The organism is Collinsella tanakaei (genome assembly GCF_030373545.1).
GTDB classification, from domain to species: Bacteria; Actinomycetota; Coriobacteriia; order Coriobacteriales; family Coriobacteriaceae; genus Collinsella; species Collinsella tanakaei_C.
Genome location: NZ_JAUDCO010000004.1, coordinates 212968 through 235667, shown reverse-complemented (window position 1 = coordinate 235667; position 22700 = coordinate 212968). Strand labels below are relative to the sequence as shown.

Annotated in this window: 22 protein-coding genes; 8 read left to right on the top strand and 14 right to left on the bottom strand. The window is 64.4% G+C overall.

From position 1 onward, the window contains the following. Positions 1–106: 106 nt before the first annotated feature. The 4 genes from QUW00_RS05150 (at position 107) to QUW00_RS05135 (ending at position 2725) form a co-directional block, all read left to right on the top strand. Entirely contained in the window at positions 107–862 is a 756-nt protein-coding gene (locus QUW00_RS05150; protein ID WP_289613318.1) for a cyclase family protein, read from the top strand. Between the two features lie 177 nt (positions 863–1039). Beyond that, entirely contained in the window at positions 1040–1768 is a 729-nt protein-coding gene (locus tag QUW00_RS05145; RefSeq protein ID WP_289613317.1) for an AzlC family ABC transporter permease, read from the top strand. After that, the gene (locus QUW00_RS05140) at positions 1765–2085 is read left to right on the top strand and encodes a branched-chain amino acid transporter permease (RefSeq protein WP_289613316.1); all 321 of its coding nucleotides are present in this window, start codon (positions 1765–1767) and stop codon (positions 2083–2085) included. The genes QUW00_RS05145 and QUW00_RS05140 overlap by 4 nt, the downstream gene beginning before the upstream one ends. Positions 2086–2428: 343 nt before the next feature. Then, entirely contained in the window at positions 2429–2725 is a 297-nt protein-coding gene (locus tag QUW00_RS05135; RefSeq protein WP_289613315.1) for a hypothetical protein, read from the top strand. Positions 2726–2748: 23 nt separating this feature from the next. On the opposite strand, the gene QUW00_RS05130 is transcribed toward QUW00_RS05135, so the two are convergent. Genes QUW00_RS05130 through QUW00_RS05120 form a run of 3 tightly spaced genes read right to left on the bottom strand, consistent with a single transcriptional unit; the run spans position 2749 to position 6337 of the window. Further along, entirely contained in the window at positions 2749–3942 is a 1194-nt protein-coding gene (locus QUW00_RS05130) for an FAD-binding protein (RefSeq protein WP_289613314.1), read from the bottom strand. After that, entirely contained in the window at positions 3939–4736 is a 798-nt protein-coding gene (locus tag QUW00_RS05125) for an electron transfer flavoprotein subunit beta/FixA family protein (RefSeq protein ID WP_289613313.1), read from the bottom strand. The genes QUW00_RS05130 and QUW00_RS05125 overlap by 4 nt, the downstream gene beginning before the upstream one ends. Then, positions 4733–6337, bottom strand: coding sequence for an FAD-binding oxidoreductase (locus QUW00_RS05120; RefSeq protein ID WP_289613312.1), 1605 nt, complete (start codon positions 6335–6337; stop codon positions 4733–4735). Before QUW00_RS05120 ends, QUW00_RS05125 begins: the two co-directional genes overlap by 4 nt. A gap of 248 nt (positions 6338–6585) precedes the next feature. Between QUW00_RS05120 and QUW00_RS05115 the strand changes: the two genes are divergently transcribed. After that, on the top strand, positions 6586–7305 hold the full coding sequence (locus tag QUW00_RS05115; RefSeq protein ID WP_289613311.1) for a DUF554 domain-containing protein: 720 nt from the start codon (positions 6586–6588) through the stop codon (positions 7303–7305). A 12-nt stretch (positions 7306–7317) separates the two neighbouring features. On the opposite strand, the gene QUW00_RS05110 is transcribed toward QUW00_RS05115, so the two are convergent. Both QUW00_RS05110 and QUW00_RS05105 read right to left on the bottom strand, forming a co-directional pair. Beyond that, positions 7318–8301, bottom strand: a complete 984-nt coding sequence (locus QUW00_RS05110; RefSeq protein WP_289613310.1) for a VanZ family protein — start codon at positions 8299–8301, stop codon at positions 7318–7320. An 8-nt stretch (positions 8302–8309) separates the two neighbouring features. Then, positions 8310–8729: a peptide deformylase gene (locus QUW00_RS05105; RefSeq protein ID WP_289613309.1), complete on the bottom strand. Its 420-nt coding sequence runs from the start codon at positions 8727–8729 to the stop codon at positions 8310–8312. Between the two features lie 176 nt (positions 8730–8905). Between QUW00_RS05105 and QUW00_RS05100 the strand changes: the two genes are divergently transcribed. Then, on the top strand, positions 8906–9517 hold the full coding sequence (locus QUW00_RS05100) for a tRNA (cytidine(34)-2'-O)-methyltransferase (protein WP_289613308.1): 612 nt from the start codon (positions 8906–8908) through the stop codon (positions 9515–9517). A gap of 301 nt (positions 9518–9818) precedes the next feature. On the opposite strand, the gene QUW00_RS05095 is transcribed toward QUW00_RS05100, so the two are convergent. The 3 genes from QUW00_RS05095 to QUW00_RS05085 all read right to left on the bottom strand — a co-directional run bounded on the left by QUW00_RS05095 (position 9819) and on the right by QUW00_RS05085 (position 13287). Then, positions 9819–11249 carry an amidophosphoribosyltransferase gene (locus tag QUW00_RS05095; RefSeq protein WP_289613307.1) on the bottom strand — a complete coding sequence of 477 codons (1431 nt, stop codon included), beginning with the start codon at positions 11247–11249 and terminating at the stop codon, positions 9819–9821. A gap of 176 nt (positions 11250–11425) precedes the next feature. Further along, entirely contained in the window at positions 11426–12292 is an 867-nt protein-coding gene (locus tag QUW00_RS05090; RefSeq protein ID WP_289613306.1) for a DNA/RNA non-specific endonuclease, read from the bottom strand. Between the two features lie 200 nt (positions 12293–12492). After that, positions 12493–13287, bottom strand: coding sequence for a tyrosine-protein phosphatase (locus QUW00_RS05085; RefSeq protein ID WP_289613305.1), 795 nt, complete (start codon positions 13285–13287; stop codon positions 12493–12495). Positions 13288–13340: 53 nt separating this feature from the next. Here QUW00_RS05085 and QUW00_RS05080 point away from each other — a divergent pair, with 53 nt between their 5' ends. Continuing rightward, the gene (locus QUW00_RS05080) at positions 13341–13826 is read left to right on the top strand and encodes a YitT family protein (protein WP_289613304.1); all 486 of its coding nucleotides are present in this window, start codon (positions 13341–13343) and stop codon (positions 13824–13826) included. 21 nt (positions 13827–13847) lie between these two features. Here the strand turns inward: QUW00_RS05080 and QUW00_RS05075 are convergent, their stop codons facing one another. The 3 genes from QUW00_RS05075 to guaA all read right to left on the bottom strand — a co-directional run bounded on the left by QUW00_RS05075 (position 13848) and on the right by guaA (position 16710). Next, on the bottom strand, positions 13848–14801 hold the full coding sequence (locus QUW00_RS05075) for a tRNA dihydrouridine synthase (protein WP_289613303.1): 954 nt from the start codon (positions 14799–14801) through the stop codon (positions 13848–13850). Between the two features lie 71 nt (positions 14802–14872). After that, positions 14873–15352, bottom strand: a complete 480-nt coding sequence (locus QUW00_RS05070) for a DUF1016 N-terminal domain-containing protein (protein WP_289613302.1) — start codon at positions 15350–15352, stop codon at positions 14873–14875. 374 nt (positions 15353–15726) lie between these two features. Further along, on the bottom strand, positions 15727–16710 hold the full coding sequence (gene guaA / locus QUW00_RS05065; RefSeq protein WP_289613301.1) for a glutamine-hydrolyzing GMP synthase: 984 nt from the start codon (positions 16708–16710) through the stop codon (positions 15727–15729). Between the two features lie 201 nt (positions 16711–16911). Here guaA and QUW00_RS05060 point away from each other — a divergent pair, with 201 nt between their 5' ends. After that, positions 16912–18843: a glycoside hydrolase family 2 protein gene (locus QUW00_RS05060; RefSeq protein WP_289613300.1), complete on the top strand. Its 1932-nt coding sequence runs from the start codon at positions 16912–16914 to the stop codon at positions 18841–18843. 1 nt (position 18844) lies between these two features. On the opposite strand, the gene QUW00_RS05055 is transcribed toward QUW00_RS05060, so the two are convergent. The 3 genes from QUW00_RS05055 to QUW00_RS05045 form a co-directional block, all read right to left on the bottom strand. Further along, positions 18845–20572 carry a DUF2130 domain-containing protein gene (locus QUW00_RS05055; RefSeq protein ID WP_289613299.1) on the bottom strand — a complete coding sequence of 576 codons (1728 nt, stop codon included), beginning with the start codon at positions 20570–20572 and terminating at the stop codon, positions 18845–18847. A 97-nt stretch (positions 20573–20669) separates the two neighbouring features. After that, a complete protein-coding gene (locus QUW00_RS05050) occupies positions 20670–20996 on the bottom strand; it encodes an HIRAN domain-containing protein (protein ID WP_289613298.1) in 327 nt (108 codons plus the stop codon). A gap of 203 nt (positions 20997–21199) precedes the next feature. Continuing rightward, complete coding sequence (locus tag QUW00_RS05045) at positions 21200–22603, bottom strand: lipase family protein (RefSeq protein WP_289613297.1); 1404 nt, start codon at positions 22601–22603, stop codon at positions 21200–21202. Positions 22604–22700 lie beyond the last annotated feature (97 nt).

The window sequence follows — 22700 nt, the reverse complement described above, 5'->3', positions numbered from 1 at the left end:
TCGCCTCTCCTGCGTGTAAAAACATCCGACCTGATTTCGTGCTTGGCGACCGAGCGGGTACCATCTTCGGTAAGTGCACGCGCCGTCGCGAAGGAGCGGATGTCCTATGAGCCTGTGGCCCGATCTTGCCAAGCTGAAGTCCTGCATATGGGTAGATCTCACCCATCCCCTCACCGATGACAGTCCCTACTGGGCGGGCATCCCGAAAGGCTCGGTCGAGCTGTGCCGCACGGTGTTTGACTACGAGGAGGAGATGCTCTCCTGCCGCATCCAGACCTACAAGTTCCCAGGGCAGTTCGGCACGCACGTCGACTTCCCCAGCCACTTCACCCCGGGTGCCGTCGGCTCCGAGGCCTATGGCGTGGCCGACATGGCCATGCCGCTTTGTGTGATCGACCTCACGCCCAAGATCGCCGCGCAGGGCCCTGACGTCGCCATCACGGTCGAGGATATCGAAGCATGGGAGGCCGAGCACGGGCGCATCCCCGAGGGCGCGTTCGTGGCGCTGCGCACCGATTGGTATCTGCGTTGGCCGGATAACGACGCGCTCAACAACTTCGACGAGGACGGCGGCGAGCACTGCCCTGGCTGGTCAATGCCCGCGCTACGGTTCCTGTACGAGGAGCGCGGTATCGCCATGAACGGCCATGAGACCTTCGACACCGACGCGTCCTATCTGGCGGTCGAAGCTGACGACCTGGCCTGCGAGCGCTGGGTGCTCGACCACGGCCACCTGCAGGTAGAGCTCATGGCGAACCTCGATCAGGTGCCCGAGACGGGTGCCATCGCGTTTGTGAGCTGGCCGCATATCGAGGCGGCAACCGGCCTTCCGGCACGCGTGGCAGCGGTCTTCGAGCAGTAACGTCGACAACCGCATGCGATAACGCCCCCGGGCCCTTCTCGCGTCGGCGTGGGAAGAACCCGGGGGTGTTTTTATATACTCCCGCACCGGCACAAGAAGATCCCCGGGACGTCTTTACATGGTGTTGCGCTATCCTTGTGGCTTGTCTGCAGGTATCCGGTTGCAAGGAGGCGGCTCATGGCGCATGGAGGCACCAAGACTGCCGCGTTCCGCGCGGCGGCGCCGCTGTCCCTTCCCATCATGGCGGGCTTCGTATTCCTCGGCATCACCTGCGGCATGTACTCGAGCTCGCTCGGACTGCCCTGGTGGATGTCCACGCTCATGTCTATCGCCATCTTCGGAGGCTCGGCGGAATTCATCGTCGCCTCCATGCTCCCCGGCGCATTCGACCCGCTCACCACGTTTGTCGTCATCCTCGTCGTGCAGGCGCGGCATCTGTTCTATGGTCTGTCCATGCTGGAACCCTTCCGTGGCATGGGAAAGAAGAAGCCCTACCTCATCTACGCCATGTGCGACGAATCGTTTTCCATCAACTACTCCGCGCATGTGCCCGCAGGCGTCGATCGCGGCTGGTTTATGGTCTTCGTGAGCCTGCTCAACCAGTCATCCTGGGTTGTCGGCTGCACGCTCGGCGGCATCTTCGGCAGCATGATTCCCTTGGCCGTGGAGGGCATATCCTTTGCCATGACGGCGCTGTTCGTCGTCATCTTCCTCGATCAGTGGCTGACCGAGCCCAGCCACGCAAGCTCGATCACCGGCCTTGTCGCGTCTGCCGCGGCACTGGCGCTGTTCGGCGCGGACGGTTTCTTGATCCCCGCCATGATCGCCATCCTCGCGGTCGTCACGGCGCTGCGACCCCGTCTGCAGCCGGTATATGGCGCCCGTAAGGAGGATGAGGAGGCATGACGCTCGTCCAGCAGGTTGTCACCGTCTTGATCGCGGGTGCCGCGACGGTCCTCACGCGCTTTCTGCCCTTTGCCGCCTTCCGCAAGGGAGCGCCCGCCTACATTCGATACCTGGGCAGCGCGCTGCCGGGGGCGGTCTTCGGATTGCTTGTGATCTACTGCCTGAAAGATATCAACGTAACGGCGGGAGCCCACGGGGCGCCTGAAGCCCTCGGCATCCTTGCCACTGCGGCGGTATATCTCTGGCGTCGCGACATGCTCTGGGCGATTCTGGCCGGGACCCTCTCCTACATGGCCCTCGTGAACCTCGTGTTCTGACGGGGGCCGTTTTGCCCCACGGCGCCCGAAAGCGATGCCGGCAATCATGTTGAGCACTTTATCAGACTAAAGTATCCGTCCTGTAACCCCTCGCCTTTTGCGAGGTCAAACCGCTGATTCCTTTGAATATGGAGACGATGTGCGCGAGCACCTGAGGACGTCTGGAGCGATTTTTCCTTGCGCGCGCACCGTCCTGCCTGCGCTTGTCGGGGTGCGGTCGGGCGTGCCGAACCGGATGGAAAGAACGCGGGTCTAGGATATGCGGCACGACGGCGCGCCTGCAAGTCCGATGGATCGGGCGACCTCGTCGCGAACGTATCGCCATCGTCCACGGGAGGAACCTATGGCCCTGTATCTGCCGCGCGAACGCCTTGCCTTCGAGATCGTCGACGACCCCTGCAGCGCGCCCGTCGACCGCGAGGCGTTTCCAGATGCGACGGTCATTCCCATCACCTGCGAGCAGATCGCCGATCCCGACGCCATGGCGCGCGTCGCCGATGCGATCGCCGCGCGCGCCCGCGCGTCCCATGGCGGAATCCGCAAACGCCATACCAGCCATCGTGCGCGCGCCGCCGTCCCCGCCCCTGCGAGCTTTACCCTTGTCGCTCAGACGGGGCCGACGGGCGACGAGGCCGCATGATGCGGCCTCGCGGCGGGATGGCCCTATCCGAGCAGCGCGGACGCGAACTCCACGCAGTCGGCGACGACGCGGTAGTGCGCCACGCCGAAGATCGGCGCGTCGGGATCCTCGTTGACCGCGATAATGGTCTGCGCACCGGAGATACCCGCAAGGTGCTGGATGGCACCCGACACCCCGAGGCTCAACAGGACGCGCGGGGCCACCGAGACGCCGGTCTGTCCCACCTGATGGGCGTAGTCGAGCCATCCCGCCTCGACGAGCGGGCGGGTGCAGCCGAGCTCGGCACCGAGATGCTCGGCGAGCTTGCGCATCAGCGGCACGTGCTTTTTGCTGCCGATGCCGCGCCCGATGACCAGCAGGCAATCCGCATCGGCAAGCGATAGGTCGGAATGGAGGGGCTTCGTCTCGAGCACGCGCACGCGCGGCTCAATCGTCGCATCGAGGGTAACATCGCTCACCGTGCCCCGTCTTGCCCAATCGGGCTCGGGTGCGGCGAAGATACCCGGGCGCACGCTTGCCATCTGGGGACGGTGGTCGGGGCACACGATGGTGGCCATGAGGTTGCCGCCGAACGCCGGGCGCGTCTGCTGCAACAGCCCCGTCTTCTCGTCGAGCTCCAAGACGGTGCAATCGGCGGTCAGACCCGTCTGAATCCTGACCGCGACGGCTGGTGCCAGCTCGCGACCGAACGCCGTCGCCCCGAACAGCACGGCCTCGGGGCGCGCCGCATCGATGAGCTGGCAGATCCAGCGTGCGTACACCTCGGCGTCCAAGTGGTTCAAACGCTCGTCGCAACAGCGCAGCACCTCGTCCGCACCGGCAGCGATAAGCTGCCCGGCGCCGTCCGCGCCCGCCGCCCCCGCACGCTGCCCCAGTACAACGGCTACGCGGCATCCGCGGATATCGGCAAGCTCACGCGCGCGCCCGACCAGCTCGAACGTCACCGGGAGGACAGCGCCATCCGCCCCGCATTGCGCGACCACCAAGATGTCGTGGAACGACGACAGATCGCATGCGTCGGCGGACACGTCCTTGTGGATAGAGATCGCATCGACCGGGCAGGCATCGATGCACGAGGCGCACAGCACGCACGCATCGGTCGCGCACGCGAATTTGCGCGGTCCGTCCCACACGAGCTCGATGCCTGCGTGCACGCAGGCGCGCACGCAGCGCCCGCAGCCGATGCACGCCGCGCGATCGACCGTAAGTCCGCTCATCGCATCGCCTCCTCGATCAGGGCGGCGACGCGCGTCGCCTGCTCACCGACAGTGCCCGAGATCTCACAGGCCTCGACCGCTCGCTCGGGCACAAACGAACGCACGACCTGGGTCGGCGATCCTGCAAGGCCGATACGAGAAACATCGACCCCGGCATCGGCCGCCGTCATCACCGCGATGTGCGCCTGCTCCGCATGAAGCACGCCCTCGATACTCGGCATGCGCAGGGACGCCGCGTCTTTCGAGATCGTCAGCACCGCAGGCAGCCCGACCTCGACCAGCTCGCGCCCCTCGTCCGTGGCATGCCAGGCGGCGATGCGCTCCTCATCGACACGCACGAGCTCACCCACGTCGGCGACGCAGGGCACATCGAGCGCGCCGGCGAGTTCCGGTCCGATCTGCGCCGTATCGCCATCGACGGCCATCTTGCCGCACAGGACAAGGCCGACGTCGCCGATCTTGCGAAGCCCGCAGAACAGGGCATGCGTCGTAGCCAGCGTATCGGCACCCGCGAACGCCCGGTCAGACAGCAGCAGCGCGCCGTCCGCACCCCGTGCGATGCAGTCGCGCAGCAAATCCTGGGTAGCGGGAATGCCCATGGACAGCACCGTGACGGTCGTCGGATCGCCCTTTTGCGCCCGCATCTTCTTGATGCGCAGGGCGAGCTCGAGCGCGGTGGCGTCAAACGGGTTGACGACCGCCGCGCGCCCGTCGCGCACGATGGTGTTGGTCTGCGGATCCATCTTGACTTCCGTCGACGAGGGAACCGCCTTTGCGCACACGACGATGTTCATGCCCGATCGCCTCCCCTCGCGAGCTCGACATCGAACAGATTGCCCTGTCCCAGCTGACACCACGGATCGAGCTGCCGTTTGAGCTGCGCCATCTCGCGCACATGTTCCTCGCCGTACATGGTCGCAAGAAAATCGCGCTTGAGCTTGCCGACGCCGTGCTCTGCCGAGACGGCACCCCCCATCCGCGAGACCTCGGCGGCCCAGCGCGCGAAGAGACGCTTGCCCGCCGCATAGTCCTCCATCGAGCGCGGCAGGATGTTCACGTGCAGGTGGTTGTCGCCGATATGCCCCCACGCCGCCGACTCGAGACCCGCGTCCGCAAGCGTCGAGCGGTAGAGCGCTATCACGTCATGGAGGCGCCCGTCGGGTACCGACATGTCGCTGCCGAGCTTGGTGATCGCCGGATCGGTGCGGCGTCGCTCGTCGATGAGCATGTTGACGCTTTCCGGCACCGCATGACGGAAGAAGCGCAGCGTCTCGCGGTCTGTATCGGTCCTCGCCACCCACGTGTCGGCGACGCTGCCGCCGTGCGCGACAAGGATCTTCCCGAGCAGCGCGAGGTCGCTGAGGGCGCGCTCGCGCTCGGCGCAGGACAGCTCGACATAGACGCAGCACGACCAAGCATCAGCGAGCGGGGGCAGCGCCGAGAACGCCGCACCGAGAGCGCGCTGGCGACGCAGGATGTCGAGGGCGTCGGCGTCGAAATACTCGATCGCCGTCGTATCCGAAATGGATGCGCGAACCGCCTCGGTCACCTCGCAGGCCGCCCGCTCATCGGCAAGAAAGCAGCTGACGCCCCAGGTGAAGGCGGGTACCGGCGATAAGGCGAGCTCGAGCTCGCTGATGATACCGAGCGTGCCGTCCGACCCGATGAACAGGTCGATCGCGTCCATATCGTCAGCGATGTAGTAGCCGGATGCGTTTTTGGCCTGCGGCATATCGTAGGTCGGAAGCGACAGGTCGAGCTTTCTTCCCGACTCCGTCTGGAGCCGCAGGCGTCTGCCGCAGGCGCGCACCTCCCCTCGACGCAGCGCGATGACGTCGCCGTCGGCGAGCACGACGCGCATCCCGCGGATGTGGGGGCGCATGGGGCCGTAGCGAAAGCTGCGCGCACCCGAAGCGTTGCAGGCCGCCATGCCTCCGAGGCACGCGGAGGTCTCCGTGGGATCGGTGGGAAAGAACTGCTCGGGCCCCGCGTACATGCGCTCGAGGGCGCGCAGGTCATCGGAACTCCACCCGTGCACGGGAAGCGACTTGTCCGCCAGATGACGGCGCAGCTCCGCCAGGACGACCCCGGGTTGGACGCGCAGGCAATACACCCCGTCCTCATCCACACGCAGCCCCAGATACCGGTTGGCGCGCGACAGGTTCATCACGTGTCCGCCGCCCGGAACGGCTCCCGCCGCCAAGCCCGTGCGCGCACCCTGCACCGTCACGGGTGCGGGAGCCCCATCGCCGGCAGCCTCGCGGATGCGCTGAAGCACCGCGACGATCTCCGCCTCGTCGCGCGGGAACGAGATGGAATCGGCCGAGCCGGTGCTGCGCGACTCGTCGCGCAGATAGGCCTCGTGCTCGGTATCCATAGGTATGAGGGCAACCATAAGCGGTCCTTCTTTAGTGCGATAAAGCAAATCCGAATCAACTATAGCGAACGTCCCGGCACCCCGTCCGCACGCTGCCCCGTGTTGACAGGCTCGTAACCTATGCGACATCGCCGGCGTCGGGCGATCGAGCGCGGCACATCCCTTGCGAGCGCGCTCCGGTCTGCTACGATGCCATCGTCGAACAACTATCGTCGGCGTCGCGCGCCGCGCGGCCCGACCGCACATCTTGGCGGAGCCGGATTCATATGATCATCGGATTGGGAACGCTCATCAACGTCGCCTGCATCATCGCGGGCGGCACCGTCGGCCTGTGCGGTGGCCGCTTCCTCGTGCCGCGCATGCAGGACACGATCATGAAGGCAACCGGCCTGTGCATCCTGTTCGTGGGGCTCGCCGGCACGCTCGAGCAGATGCTCGCCGTCGAGGGGGACCATCTGACAAGCGGGGGAACCGCGATGATGATCGTCTCGTTTGCGCTGGGCGCCGCCATCGGCGAGGCCATCGACCTTGACGACCGCTTCGAGCAGCTCGGCATATGGCTCAAGCGCAAGACGGGAAGCGACGACGACGCGAGCTTCGTCAACGGCTTCGTGTCGACATCGCTCACCGTCGGCATCGGGGCGATGGCGATCGTCGGCTCGATTCAAGACGGCATCCTGGGCGACTGGTCGACCCTCGCCCTCAAAGGCGCGCTCGATGCGGTCATCGTCTGCGTGATGAGCGCATCGCTGGGCCGCGGCTGCGTGTTCTCCGCCCTGCCCGTCGCCGTGATTCAAGGCAGCATCACCCTGCTCGCGCTGCCTTTGCGCCCCATCATGACCGAGGCGGCGCTCGCCAACCTCTCGCTGGTAGGGTCGATGCTCATCTTCTGCGTGGGCGTGAACCTCATCTGGGAGAAGACCTTCAAGCCGGCGAACATGTTGCCAGCCGTCGTGATCGCGGTCGTCTGGGCCCTTGTGGCCTGATGTCGCAGCGTTCTAGATGGCGTCGTACGGCAGGCGATGGCGCCGCGGATAGTACAGCGCGAGCGTCACGATGCCGACGGGAGGAAGCGCGATGAACACCGCGAGCAATACGAGGCGCGCCACATAGAAGCGCACGCGACGAAAGCCGAAGCGCGGACGCGTCTCGCAGGTCATGTGGACAAAGCCCGACCCGGGCGTGCGACCGTCGCGCAGCCAGGGCACGATGCCCTCCACCACCAGGTAGGACACGGCGAGCAGGATGCACGGAACGGCCAGCGGCAGACTCGCCCCGGGCTGCGTCAGCGAGGAGGCGAAGATGGCGACCGCCGTCATGATCGCCGTCGCCGCAACGATCAGGATGAGATCGAGCAGCAGGGCAACCAGGCGGCGCACGAGACCGGGTTTCTCGGTGACGTCATCATCGTCGGCCTCGGGATCGACCGGCAGGGCAAAGGCGATGAGCGCAGCGGCGGCCCAGCCAATGACCGCACCGCCCGTGTTCCACATGAGGTCGTTGATATCAAACGTGCGATAGGCGTACGGATACAGCCCGTAGATACCCGTGAGCTGCGTGGTCTCGATAGCGAGCGACGCCAGGAAGCCGATGACCGCCGACGCGATGAACCCGCGGCGGAAGACACGGTGGCAAAAGAAGCCGAACGGCATGAAGAACACGACGTTCGCGAGGATCTGGAACAGCGCCGCGGGACCTCCGTAGCGCAGGTCGTCCACGAAGCGCAAGGGATTCAGCTGAGGGGCGATACCGTAGGTGATACCCGGCCCCGACGTGCCGCTCGGCAACGGGTAGAGCGTGAAGCACGCGAGCGACAGCACATAGAGCACGGCCAGGTAGACGCTTACCGCCGACCAGGCGCGCAGCTTTCCGTCGCGATGGTACAGATAGGCCAGGATAGGGAGGGTGAGCACAAACGAGGCGACCGGCCACAGGCCGATCGCCAGCGCAAACTCATCGGTAAAGTTGAGCAGAAACCTCATGGATCGGCTTAGACCAGCTTGCCGTTGCAGTGGTCGATCATGTGCTGGACCATCTGGGCGACCCAGCCGGTGAAGTCGCGGCGGCGCGGCTTGAGCTCGCCGTCGACCAGCTCGTCGTAGCTTACCTTGGCCTTGGCAAAGCGCGTGACCTTGAAGTCGTCATCGTGCGACAGGCAGCGCTCGACCGCCTTGTACGCGCCGAGGCCGAGCAGCAGCTTGGGGTTGTACATGACGTGCGCGGCGCCGCTGTCGTCCGTATAGGCGACGATGGCCTTGGCGACGCCGATCTGATTGGCGGCCAGGCAGGCGGCGTCCTCGGTCGCCGCCATGGTGTCGAGCAGGTCCTGAGCGATCGCCGCGTCCTCGGCGGTCGCCTTCTCGCAGGGCTGAGAGAGGATGGCGTCGTCGTTCACGAGCTCCTTGATCATGAGGGTCATCCCTTCGGTAGGCATATAGGTGTATGCGCTCAGCGCGCCACACGATAGTATCGTAAGACGGCGGCAAACGACACGCATGCACGGGATATGTATATCATGGTCGGCAGCGCATGCGCGATACGGCGGGTTCCCGCCAACACGGCGCGGCGCGCAAGAGAGGAGAAGGCATGCTCAACGTGGTCCTCGCGGGACCGGAGATCCCCGCCAACACCGGCAATATCGGCAGGACCTGCGTGGTTGCCGGCGCCCGGCTTCATCTGGTCGAGCCGATCGGCTTTTCGCTCGACCACCGCATGCTGCATCGAGCGGGCCTTGGCTACTGGGAAAACCTCGATGTGACGGTGTATGCCAGCTGGGATGATTTTCTTGCACGCTGTGGGCTCGCGCCGGACGGCAACGACCCCAGACTGCACCTGCTCACCAAGAAGGCGCGACGCACCTACGCCGAAAGCACGTATCGCGATGGCGACTACCTCGTATTCGGCAGTGAGAGCTCCGGCATCCCGGAGGACGTGCTCGCGCTTGCCCCCGCACGCTGCGAGCGAATCCCCATGCTCGCCGACCGCACCTCCCTCGCCAATCGCGACGCTTGGGAAGCGCGCGACCGCACGCTCCATCCCGACGGCGACGAGGACGCCTCTCCCCTGCTCAGGCAGGACATCTGCGGCAATTTCGTCGACGTGCGCGACTACCGCATCAGCGCGCTCAACCTCTCGAACGCCGCCGCCATCGTGCTGTATGAAGCCTTGCGACAGACCGGGTTTCCCGGAATGGAATAGGCAGCACGCGGCGCACGGAACGATGCGCAGCTTGAGCGAGCGGGGCGTCCGGGTGAACCGGACGCCCCGCTCGCTTGTAATGTTTTATATTATCTGCCCACCAGCCGGAAACGCTACCCCCGTTTAGGGTGCGATTTTGCGGCGTGCCTCCACGTAGACCGAATGCTCGCATCGCTTCTACCTGCAGGTTCTTTACAGCAAGCGCCCAGCCTACTCGACCGGGCGCCTCAAAACCGAACCCTAAACGGGGTTTTCGAAATCTACGGGTGCCGCAACCGTCGCTGAGGCGAATCGAAGCGATCTACTCCTTGCCGTCCCAGCAGTACGTGCAGACCTTGGTGGGGTCGATACCGATGGCCTCGAGCATGCCGGGCAGCGACTGGTAGCCCAGGCTGTCGAAGCCCAGCTGCTCGCAGATGCGGCGCAGCATGCAGCCGCCGCGCTCGGTCGAGCTGTCGGCGTACTCGTCGAGGTGCTTGTCGCCCTCGGGGCCCTCGAGCTCGCGCACCACGCGGCGAGCGATGAGGTCCATATCGGACTTGCCGCGCGAGAACGACAGATACTTGCAGCTGAACATGATGGGCGGGCATGCGGAGCGCATGTGCACCTCTTTGGCGCCCGCCTCGTACAGGAAGTTGACGGTCTTGCCGAGCTGCGTGCCGCGCACGATGGAATCGTCCACGAACAGGAGCTTCTTGCCGTTGATGAGCTCGGGCACGGGGATCTGCTTCATCTCGGCGATGCGATTGCGCACGCTCTGGTTGGCCGGCATGAACGAGCGCGACCACGTGGGCGTGTACTTGATGAACGGACGGGCGAACGTGGCGCCGCACTCGTTGGCGTAGCCGATTGCGTGCGGCAGGCCCGAATCGGGCACGCCCGCAACGTAGTCGACGTCGGGCAGCGTGCCGGCAGCCGCCTCGTCGCGCGCCATGATTTGGCCGTTGCGATAGCGCATGACCTCGACGTTCTTGCCCTCGTAGTTGGAGTTGGGGTATCCGTAGTACACCCACAGGAACGCGCAGATCTTCATCTGGTCGCCCGCGGGGGCCACCGTCTCATAACCCTCGGCGGTGATGCGCACGATCTCGCCGGGACCGAGCTCGTAGGAATCCTCATAGCCGAGCTTGTGGTAGACGAACGACTCGAAGGAGATGCAGTAGCCGTTGCCCTCGAGGTCGCGGCCGATCAGCACGGGGAGGCGACCCATGCGGTCACGCGCCGCGAAAATCGTGCCGTCCTCGGTCATGACGAGCAGCGTGAGCGAGCCCTCGACCGCGCGCTGGGCAAACATGATGCCCTCGACGAGGTCCTCTTTCTGGTTGATGAGCGCCGCCACGAGCTCGGTGTTGTTCACCGCGCCGGAGCTCATCGCCATGAACTGGGCACCGCCCTGCTCGAAGTACTGCTCGATGAGTTGGTTGGCGTTGTTGATGATGCCGACGGTGGTGATGGCGAACACACCGTGGTGCGAGCGCACCAAAAGCGGCTGAGGGTCGGTATCGCTGATGCAGCCGATGCCGCTCGTGCCGTGGAAGCGGGCAAGGTCCGCATCGAAACGCGAGCGGAACGGCGTGTTCTCGATCGAGTGGATCTCCTTCTGGAACCCTCCGGTGCCCTCGCAGAACACCATGCCGGCACGACGCGTGCCGAGGTGGGAGTGATAGTCGACGCCAAAGAACACATCGAGCACGACGTCGCGCTTAGACGCCGCACCAAAGAATCCGCCCATACCATGCCCTCCTGATAGGTTTTAGCGAACTCGCATAGTATAGAATGCCGAGCCTTCCCGCGCGGGCAAAATCGCAGATTATACAAGGTGCCGCGAGAATGAACACGAATGGGTCACGGCGACGCCGCGAAAGCGGCGGCGCTGACGCGGGCTCAACGGTTCAAATCCGAAGGCAATCAGCCAAGGCACTGGCCGCATGGAGCGTAGCCCACGTCTTCGGCCTGGTCGAGCGAGCCGGTGAACTCCTTGCGGTTCGACGGAGCGATATCCTCCGCACCGGGACAGGCGGGATCGTGAACCTTATGGGAGTTGGTGTTCAGGATGTACGACCCGACTTCGCCCGATGCCGCATCCTCGGCAGCCTGGGCGTCCTCGTCGGCAAGGCGCGCGTCGCCGGTGGCGTAGTCGATCTCGACACCGGGCTGCACGTTGGGGCACCACACGGAATAATCGATGCCCCGGCCGTCGTCCTCAAGCGAATAGGCCTCGACCTGAACTCCGCGGCACACGAGCTCATCGCCCTCGAACACCGGCGTCGAGCGGTAGAGCACGTGGTTGTCAGTGTCGTAGATGTAGCCCGCGACCTCTTCCTCATAGATGCGCATGACGTCGGCGTTCATGTAGCGCGTGCCCGTCACCAGGTTGCGCTCGTTGGCGTTTTCGGCCGACAGCGCCCAGCCGATCAGATGGCTGCGGTTGTAGAGCGACTCGCCCTCGACGAAATCGTAGCGGATGGAGTGCCAGCCCGACGGATGCACCTCGCTGATGCTCTCGCGCTCCTCGCCGTAATCGGGGATGGTCTCAGGACCCAGACATGCCTCGGCCTCGCCGCAACGGCCCAGGCCGTCCAGGTCGCTGTACGATTCGTACCCAAGGTTGTCCTCGGCGTACGCGATTTCCTCTTCGGTAAATGACGCCTGCTCGACGGACGGCTCGTCGGACAGCTCGACATACGAGCCGGATTGCGAAGCAGCCTGCCCGCAGGCAGAAAGCGCCAAAGCGAGCAACAGCGAGATGAAGGCAGACAGGAACCGCGCGGGCATGCATCCTCCTTGTAGGCAAAACAAAACGAACCCTATTGTTCCATAGGAGGGCCCGCCCGCAGGGCGGTTCAGCCAACGGTTCGCATGGACTCCAGAGTCAGCGGACGGCGAGGAGCCTGGCGCTCAGTGAGGGCCACGACACCCGGCTCGTGCGCGATCGAACCTATGCGGCCCGTCCTTGTCTGACGCTTGTGTTCGCGCTATTCGCCGAGGTAGCGGTCACGAAGTTCGGCACGGGCGGCGGCATCGACGCCGAGCGCCCGCTCGATGTAGCCGAGCATTCCTCCGAACTCCCGGTCCACAGCATCCTTCGCCGCTGCAAGATAGCGCCGGTCCACGCCCTCGAAGGGGTCTGCGGGAATCCCGTCCTCAACGGCAATGCCGTAGAAGCGATTCGTCGCCATATAGTCCGCCTCGATGACCTCCCAAGGCACCCCGAGGGCGCATTCGATGAAAACGCTCGCCATGCCGCAGCGATCCTTGCCCGCGGTGCAGTGCCACAGGGCCGCCCCTTCGGTGCACGCCAGAATCTCGCGGAAAAACGCCGTGTACGCCTCGATGCCGCAATCGTCGAGCAGCATGTGCGGATAGAGGGTGATCATCAGCTCGGACGGTTCGGCCGCGCCGCGCGCCACCTGGGCGCGCACGCGGTCCATGTCCGCCTGGCTGCGCGATACGCCGGAGGCAGCCTCCTCGAACACCGGAAGATGGACGAAGCGCAAACCCGGAAACGCATCGATGGGGTCGGGGCGCTCGGCGCACTCGTCATTCGTGCGCAGGTCGATGTCGAGCCGCAGGTCGTACTCATCGCGCAGGCGCGCAAGATCGCCGTCGGTCGCCCGCGCGAGCAGACCGGAGCGAAGCAGCAGGCGCGGACGGATGCGGCAGCCGTCCGAGGTGGGCATGCCGCCCAGGTCGCGCGTGTTGGGAAGCCCCTCGAACGCGATGATGCCGTTGTCGGTATGCCCTGCCGTCTGCGCTGCGTCCAGTGCCACGTGATCTCCTCCTCCGCTTTCCGCTGCGCCAACCTTACCAGAGGCGAGACGCCTTGTTGTCAGCCGCAGGTAAAACATCACACGCAGTGCCCGTCTACCGCGCCCCACGTTCGCCCGCCGCTTCGCCTCGCTCACCCTGCCGGCGAATTGACGTCCCCGCTCACCATTCTTCCAGTTCCGAGCAGATTCTGCTCGGCATCCTCGCGCTGTCGTTGCTGACCATCGTGATGAACCGCGTCATGGTCATCGGTCGCTCGCAGGTCCAACTGCTCATCTTCTCGCCCGAATACGAGCGGATCCGCGAGCTGATTCTTGGCGAACAGGACGCTGGCGCCACGATGCTCCCCATCGAGCAGGGCTATACGCGCACCGACAGCAAGGCCGTGCTGTGCGTGATTCCGCGCCGCAAGCTGTGGCCCATGCGCGAGATGATCAACACGGCGGATCCGCACGCCTTCTGGGTCATCTCCGAGGTCAGCGAGGTCCGCGCGCGAACTCGGCCGCTGCATGGCGTAGCGACAAGATTGCGACAAGATTGAACCCGGCGCCAACTTGTCGGGCTACCCGAAGATCTTTGCCACGGCAGCCTGGTAATCAGCGACCGTGCGAACCTTTCTGACAGCCCGGTGAACCGATACGGGATCATCGAACGCATGCTGAGCGTAGGACCACCACTCCTTCATGCGAAAGACCGCATTCCCGCCCATCTGCGCCTCATAAGCATCGAACAGCTTGTCATGGAACCGCTTGAGCTCGGCGAGCATGAGCGCCGGACCGCCGTTCAGCATGCGTGCCAGCGCCGGGTTGTACAAAAGCCCACGGCCCAGCATCACGTGGCGCGTCTCCGGATAGGCCGCGAGCAGCGCGTCCCTGTCGCCGCAGGTGAAGATATCCCCGTTGTACGCTACGGGAAACGGCGCGCGACGCAGGGTCTCGCCGTAGGGCTCCCAGCGCGGCTTGCCCCGATAGAAGTCCTTCCGGACGCGCGGATGCACGATGAGCTCCGCCAGCGGATGGCGGCAATACACATCGAGAATCGCTCCGTACTCCTCGTCGTTCGCGACGCCGATTCGCGTCTTGACCGACACCGGAAGAGGCGACCGGCTGCACACCTCGCTCAAAAACGTATCGAGAGCGTCCAGATCGCGCAGGAAGCCCGCTCCCCTGCCCTTGCCGACAACCGTGCCCGAGGGGCACCCGACGTTCAGGTTGACCTCGCGGTAGCCCATCTTCGCCAGAAGCTCGGATGACCACACGAACTCGTCGGCATTCTTCGTCAATAGCTGTGGAACGACATGGAGGCCTTGGTTGTTGGCTGGATCGACCTCTCCGCAGTCGCGCTTGCCAAACGAGCTGCCGACGCGCGGCGGCGTGAGAAACGGCGTGTAGTAGCGGTCGAGCGCACCGAAGCACTCCGCATGGATTCGACGGAACGTATGGCCGGTCAGCCCCTCCATGGGGGCAAGCGACAGCAACGGCTTCCGCGGGCCAGACGTGGTGCCCGTCTTCGACATAATGACACACTCCTCTGCTCATTTTCTGGAGCCATATTACCCCAGACACACGTCGCGCCACGGGAAGCAGGTTACTTGACGCCCTGCGAGGAAAGCAGGCGCTCGCGGTAGAACGTCGCGATTTGATGGTCGAGCTGACGAGAAGTCCGGTGTTCGTCAGCAGCAGCGTTCATGTAGAACTCGCGCTGCTCCTGGTTGGGAATACGCATCAACCTGCGATAATGCGTCCAGCTCAATTCTTGACGCAGCGCGTCAAGAATCGGAAAAGCTTGGTGGAATTTTCTCATGTTGGTAAGGTTGGTGTAGTCAAACCCCTTTCCGTACTCCGACGTCAACCTCTCAGCGAGGTACTGCACCAAGTGCTTCCCATACTCAGCACGCTCTCCCGTTGCCTCGGAAATCTGGCGCCCGATCTCCCAATATGCCTCGACCATGACGCTGTTGACGGAACGCTCCACCTTACCGCGCGCAGACTCCAGCGTCTCGCGAACAGACACGTAAACCCGCTCGTCACTGCTCTCGTCATATCGCTTGATGGAATTCTTGACCATACCGAACCCTCCGTCCCACTCACGGCAGAAGCCTGTTTAGCATGTGAGCTCCGGACTTTGCGGGTGCCGGAAAACGGAGGCGCGCAACCGTCCGAGAACTTCAAGTGCAATCAACCCGTGTAGCCCTGATCGCCCGCAAGCACGCACCATTGGGGGCCTCCGTGCCGCTCTTGTCGTTCCCGTACCTTGTGGAGAAGCATATCATAATATAGAACATATGTTCGTGTCAATTAGTCCAATTTGTCCTTTTTAGAATACCGGCTCCTGACCGGCCGAAATCTATCCCATTTCGGAAAAGCCACGGCCCCGTTTCCGCACATTTGGCGAAAACGGGGCCGCAAAACCGCTAGTCTTGGAGAAAATCAGGCGAAAAGCTATTCCCATTCGATCGTGCCGCAGGGTTTCGGCGTCAGATCGTAGGCGACGCGGCAGATGCCCGGGACCTCGGCGAGGATGCGGTCGGTGATCTTCTTGAGCAGCGCCCAGTCGAGCTCAGGCACCGTGGCGGTCATGGCGTCGACGGTGTTGACGGCGCGGATGATGGCCGGCCACGCATAGAGGCGCTTGCCGTCGCGCACGCCGGTGGCGCGCATGTCGGGCACCACGACGAAGTACTGCCACACCTTGCCGACAAGGCCGGCCTCGGCAAACTCCTCGCGCAGGATGGCGTCGGCTTCGCGCAGGGCAGCCAGGCGGTCGCGCGTGATGGCGCCCAGGCAGCGCACGCCCAGGCCGGGGCCGGGGAACGGCTGGCGCTCGACCATGGACTCGGGCAGACCCAGCTCGCGGCCGACGACGCGGACCTCGTCCTTGAAAAGCAGCTTCACGGGCTCGCAGAGCTCGAACTGCAGGTCGTCGGGCAGGCCGCCCACGTTGTGGTGGGCCTTCACGCCGTCGGACTCGAGGATGTCGGGATAGATGGTGCCCTGCGCCAGGAAGCTCACCTGGTCGCCGACCTTGCGGGCCTCCTCCTCGAACACACGGATGAACTCGGCGCCGATGATCTTGCGCTTCTTCTCGGGCTCCTCGACGCCGGCAAGCAGGTCGAGGAAGCGATCGGTCGCGTCCACGTACACGAGGTTCGCATCCATCTGGTTCTTGAACACGTCGATGACCTGCTCGGACTCGCCCTTGCGCATGAGGCCGTGGTTCACGTGCACGCAGATGAGCTGCTTGCCCACCGCCTTGATGAGCAGGGCAGCGACCACGGAGGAGTCAACGCCGCCGGATAGCGCCAGCAGGACGTTCTTGTCGCCGATCTGCTCGCGGCACGCCGCCACCTGCTGGTCGATAAACTCGCGAGCCAGATCGGGGGTGGTGATGCGCACCATATCGTCGGGACGCTTGTTGGGATCCATGGGCTCCTCCTTTGCCGAAAATGATCGTTACCGCGCATTGTATCCGAGACGAGAGCTCGCATCGCTGCCGCATCCGGCAGTCGCACCGTCCTTTCTGCCAGCGGAGACGCGCATATCACAGGTGGGCGCGACGTCGCGTGAGCTGCTACCATGGCAGCAGGCGATCACACCGAACGCCTTGCGCCACCGAAGGGAAATCCCATGCTCGATGTATGCCGCGTGCTCAAAAGCGCCGTCGCGCCCAAGCCGGGCAAGCTGACGGAGCTGCCCACCCCCTGGGGCGAGCAGCTCGATCGCGCCCACCCTCTACCGGAACACCCCCGCCCCACCCTCGTGCGCGACCGGTGGGCCTCGCTCAACGGGCCGTGGGAATACGCATTCGTCGCACTCGATTCCGCCAAACCCGAACGCGCCCTCACCGCTCGTGAAGCGATCGAGACCGTCCGCGCGGCTCGCATGCCGCACGGATTCGATAGCACCATCACGGTGCCGTTCTCCCCTGAAGCACCCCTGTCCGGTGTCGGCCGCGTTCTTTCGCCATGCGAACTGCTTTGGTACCGGCGCAGCTTCGAGACGCCAGCGCTCGGTTCGCGCGAACGACTCATCGTGCACTTTGGGGCGGTCGATTGGGTTTGCGCGCTGTTTGTAAACGGTCAGATCGCGACGACGCACCAAGGTGGCTATCTCCCCTTCTCCCTCGACATCACGCCGTTTCTTACCGCTACCGACATCGAGCTTGCGCTCTGCGTCTACGATCCCAGCGATGCCGGCAAGCAGCCGCGCGGCAAACAGCGCCTCGACGCGAGCGGCATCTGGTACACGCCTCAAAGCGGAATCTGGCAAAGCGTATGGTATGAGATCGTCCCCGATGCATACCTGACGTCGCTTACGCTCAATGGCGCGGCGGATGGAACGTTGCGCGTCGACGCCTTCGCGTGCGATCCGAACGCGCAACTGGGTGACGATTCACAGCTCGTCGTATCCGTGAGCGACCACACGGGCGCCGAGGTCGCCCGTGGCGCCCTTGCGTTCGAGCGCGCGGCCCAAGCACACAGCGCATGGAGGGCGCGCGGGTGCATCCTTGTGGAGCACCCGCACCTTTGGAGCCCCGACGACCCGTATCTGTACGGTATCCAGGCAACGCTCATCCCGCAGGCGAGTGAAACCCCCGTGGATATCGCACGCAGCTACTGCGGCTTTCGCTCTGTCGAGGTGCGGCGCGACCGTGAAGGCGTCTCCCGCTTTTTCCTCAACGGTGAGCCCCTGTTCATCAAAGGGGTGCTCGACCAGGGTTACTGGCCCGACGGCCTCATGACCGCCCCGTCCGACGAGGCTCTTGTCCACGACATCCAGCAGCTCAAAGATGCCGGCTTCAATATGCTTCGCAAGCACATCAAGGTCGAGGCGGCGCGCTGGTACTACCATTGCGACCGTATAGGCATGTTCGTATGGCAAGATGCGGTGTCAGGCGGAAAGACCTATAGCCCATGGTATTCAAGCCGCAAGCCCACGCTGTTCTCCGCGTCATGGGGCGCCTTCCGTGACGACACGCCCAAACACCGTCGCGCGCTTGCCGCAGATGACGAGGCATATCGCACCGAATGGAGCGAGACCTGCACTGATATGGTCAAGCTGCTCGCCGGTCATCCGTCCATCGTCACCTGGGTGCTCTTCAACGAAGGCTGGGGTCAGTTCGATGCAGACAAGGCCGCCGAGCAGGTTCATCGGCTCGATCCGACACGCCCTATCGATGCCGTAAGCGGCTGGTATGACCAGCATTGCGGGGACTACCTTTCGCACCACAACTACTTCCGCCCGCTTACCGTCGCCCAAGACCGTCGTGCGCTTCAGGGTTACGCCGCCGCCCATGGCTGTCGAGCGTTCGTGATATCGGAGTTCGGCGGCTGGACGCAGCGCATCGAAGGACACGCTGCCACGGCGACCAGTTACGGCTACGGCAACTTTGCGGCCCTCGACGCGTGGCGCGAGGCGGTGCGACGGACGCTCGCGCAAGCCGAGGCGCTCGTACCTCGTGGCCTTGCCGGCTACGTATACACACAGCTCTCAGACGTGGAGGGCGAGCTCAACGGCATCCTCACCTACGATCGGCGCGTCAACAAGCTCCTCGACTAGCCTATTCGTCCGTACCGTTCACCTCGGCCCCAGCGACATCTTCGACATCCGCATCGGTTGCGTCCGCCTCGCCGCGCGCCTCGTCGAACTTCGCCTTCATCGTGGGGTTGCCCCACGTGAGCTTGCGAATCGTGAGTCCTTGGGCCTTGTCGTTGGCCAGACGCAGGTTGTTCTCGGACGAGATCAGGTTGTCCTTCACCTTCTGCAGGTGCTTGATGGTGGTGTCGATCTCGTCGATCGCGGTCTGGAACTTGCGGCTCGCCAGCTCGAAGTTCTTGGAGAACCCGTCTTGGAACTTGCCGAGCTTCTCCTCGAACTTCGTCACATCGATGTTCTGCTGGCGCACGATAGCGAGCTCCTGCTTGTACTTCAGCGAGTTCAGGGCGGCGTTGCGCAGCAGCGTGATGATGGGGATGAAGAACTGGGGACGGATCACGTACATCTTGGGATAGCGGTAGCCCACGTCGACGATGCCCGCGTTGTACAGCTCGCTTTCGGGCTCGAGCAGGCTCACGAGGATCGCGTACTCGCAGCCCTTCTTGGTGCGGTCCGCATCGAGCTTCTTGAAGAAGTCCTCGTTTTTGTGCTTGGTCGCCGTGGCATCGTTCTCGTTTTTCATCTCGAACATGATCGAGATAATCTCGTTGCCGTCCTTGTCGGCCTCACGGAAGATGAAGTCGCCTTTGGTGCCCTCGGAGGCATCGTTGTCCTTCTCAAAGTAGGCGTGGGGAAACGCCGTCATGCGCAGGCGGTTGAACTCGGTCTCGCAGTGCTGCTCGAGCGACTCTCCCACCATCTTGGTGGACAGACGGACCTTCATGTCCTTCAGGCGCTCGATCTCGTCGTCCTTGTAGCGCAGCAGCTCCTCGGTGTTCTTGCGAACCTGGGCGAGCTCAAGGCTATGCGCCGTCTCCATCTGCTGCTTTTCGGCGTCGCGCACCGCCAACTCGCGGGCGAGCTCGGCGCGTGCTTCATCGCGCTCGCGCTCCGACGCGGCAACCGCCTGCGTTACCGCAAGCTCACGCTCGGCGGAACCGGCGGCGAGCCGCTGCTTGAGTTCGGCGATCTGGGCGTCGCGGTCGGACAGGCAGCGCTGGTACTCCTCGCGCGCGGCATCCTCCGCCGCCCGTGCCTCCTCGCGCGCCTGCGAGCCGGCCTGCTGCACCGCCATGCTCTGCGCATCGGCGGCGGCGGCCAGCTTCGCGTTCAGCTCGGCGATCTGGGCGTCGCGCGCGGCAATGTCGCGCTCGAGTTCCTGACGCGCGCTCGCCTGCTCCAAGGCCGATGCGTCCTGCTGCTGCTTGAGCTGCGCCTGGAGCTGGTCGATCGTGCGCTGGAGCTCGGCCGACGTCTTGCCCGCCTGCTCGCGCGCCTCCGCCGCCGCCTTGTCACTCGCAAGGGCGCGCTCCTGCTCCGCCGAGGCGAGTTTGGCGGTCAGCTCGGCGATCCTCGCGTCCCGTTCGGACAGGCTATCGGCGAGCTGGCCGGCAGCGGTCGCTTTGAGCTCGGCAACCTGCGCGTCGTGCTCGGCTTGGATGCTCTGGATGCGCTTGTCGGCCTCGGAGCGCTCCAGCTGGAGCGCCTGCTCGTGCTCGCGATGCATGATCGCCTCGCGCTCATGGAGGTCGTGCGTGAACTGCTCGTCGCGCACCTGACGCACGATGTCCGCATAGCTGTTCTCATCGACCGTAAAGACGGCACCGCACTTCGGGCACTTGATCTCGTTCATATCCGCACTCCTCGTCTGCGCGTCGCGCTGCTCATCCGAATGCTACTACACCCATACCGCATACCAAAGCCGGCAGACCGCTTTGCGCGCTCGCCGATCAGCGGGCGTCCGTCACGTACAGGCCAACACGCACCTGATGCCACGGGCTCCGCTCGGGTGCCACCTGCTGCACGCGGCACTCGAAGGCATCGCCATGCCCAAAGAACAGCATGGTCGAGATGAGCTCGTTGTGGTCTGCCGGCACATACCCCAGCTTGACGCCGTCGAATCGCACCGCGACCGCGGCGGGATCATGCGGGTTGTCCGTCTCGGGCACCAACGTGAGCTTTGTTCCCGGCTTCAGCTGGTCGAGCACGGTCGCGCCGTCCCAGTACTGAAATCCCGCGATATGGAACGAAGAGAGATTGCGTGACGGTTCGTACATGATGGCCTCCTTGGCTCGTTAAGCGCCCCGCATGTGCGGGCGTTTCCCCATGCCATCAATCTACAACCCCTCGTGGACACAAAATCGCCCATCCCCGTGTGCAACGGCGACGGGCCCAGCCGCATACCGAACATGCGCAGCTGGGCCCGTTACTATTCCACCCGTCAAAGCGAGGTGCCGCACGATCGCACGCGGCGGCGATCCTACTCCCCGTCCGCGCGCAAATCGTCGGCGTCGATTGCCTGCATCCAGGCGATGTAGACGTTGGGATAGTGTCCGTAGAGCACCTGCATGGGGTCGACGTCGGCCAAAAGGTCATGAACCAGTGAGGCGATGCCGCCCACCGTGGTGATGTCTTCGGCCGTCGGCACCTCGCGCGCGATGTCGTCGATCAGCTTGTCCACACGCTCGCGGTCCTCGGGCACATACGGGCTCTCGGTGCCGACGTTGGCCTTGAACGCCGCGCGCATGTCGTCGTAATGCTCGTCGAACGCCTCGTCGCCGTAGCCGGGCAACCACAGGTCGTGGCCGTAGCGCGCATACCCCCAAGCCGCCAGCGGCAGACGCGGCACCATGTCGCTCGGGTTCATGATGTTGAAGATGTTGTCGTACAGCTCGTCGTGCACGTTGCCGAACTCCGTGACCTCGGGCGTGGCAAACGTGTAGCAGTAGATGTTGTTGAGCGATGCGAGCGCGCGCAGACCCGTGGTCATATCGTCGGCGTACGACGCGGCAAGGTTCGCCGTCGCAGCGCCGCGGGAGTGGCCCGTGAACAGCAGGGCGATGTCATCGCCGCCACCGTCCTCGGAAAGGCGCTCGGCCAAATCGCTCACGATCTCGTCGGCGGCGCGCATGAAGCCCTCGTGATCGATGGCGTCCATCTCGTAGTCGGCGGCGTCGCCCATGTTGAAGTCGCTCAGCCACTCGGACCCGTAGCTGCCGCGCACGGACACCAGGTAGAGGGTCTTCTCCGCACCGTCGGCGTTCTTCACGCGCTTGGTGGCAACCGAGTACGCCACGACGTCATCCGTACCGGCGAAGAAGTCGACGATCTCGTCGAACACCTCGCTGCGATACTGGTAGGACGCGGTCGAGATATCATCGAAGCCGAGCGCGGCAAGCGCCTGCTCCATGTAGGCGGGCGCGTTGGATCCGGCCTGGTAGTAACCCGACTCCGAGTTGGCGATAGCCGAGAGCACCGAGCACGTGGTGGCGAGCTCGTGGTTGTAGACGGTCGGATCCTCGAAGAACCACGCGTCATCCCAGGCGATATCGGTCGCCACCTGGTGGCCGTCGGTCTCGGCCATGCTCGTGTACTCCACGTGCGCCGTGAAGGCACCCGTCTTGCCGCTGGAGTTCTCGAGCTCCTCGGGAGCGCTCGGGGGCTGGACCGCCCCGAGCCCCAGGCGCTCCTGCTCCTGGCGATGGCGGACGGCCACGGTGATGGCGATAGCCGATCCGACCACCAGCACGGCGAGCACCGTCACGATGCGGACGAACCATTTGTGACGACGATAGAACGAGGGGCGCGCCTCGGGCGCCTTGGCGTCCGCCTTGGGCGCCTTCTCGTCCTCGGGGTGCTGCTTGTCTTCTGCGGTCGATGCCATAATCCGTCGCCTTTCCGTCGGCGGTTTTCCCTGCAATGCGCGGGGCATCCCCATGCCCTCGTGCGCTTCGTAACCTTATAGCATATCGGAACGATGC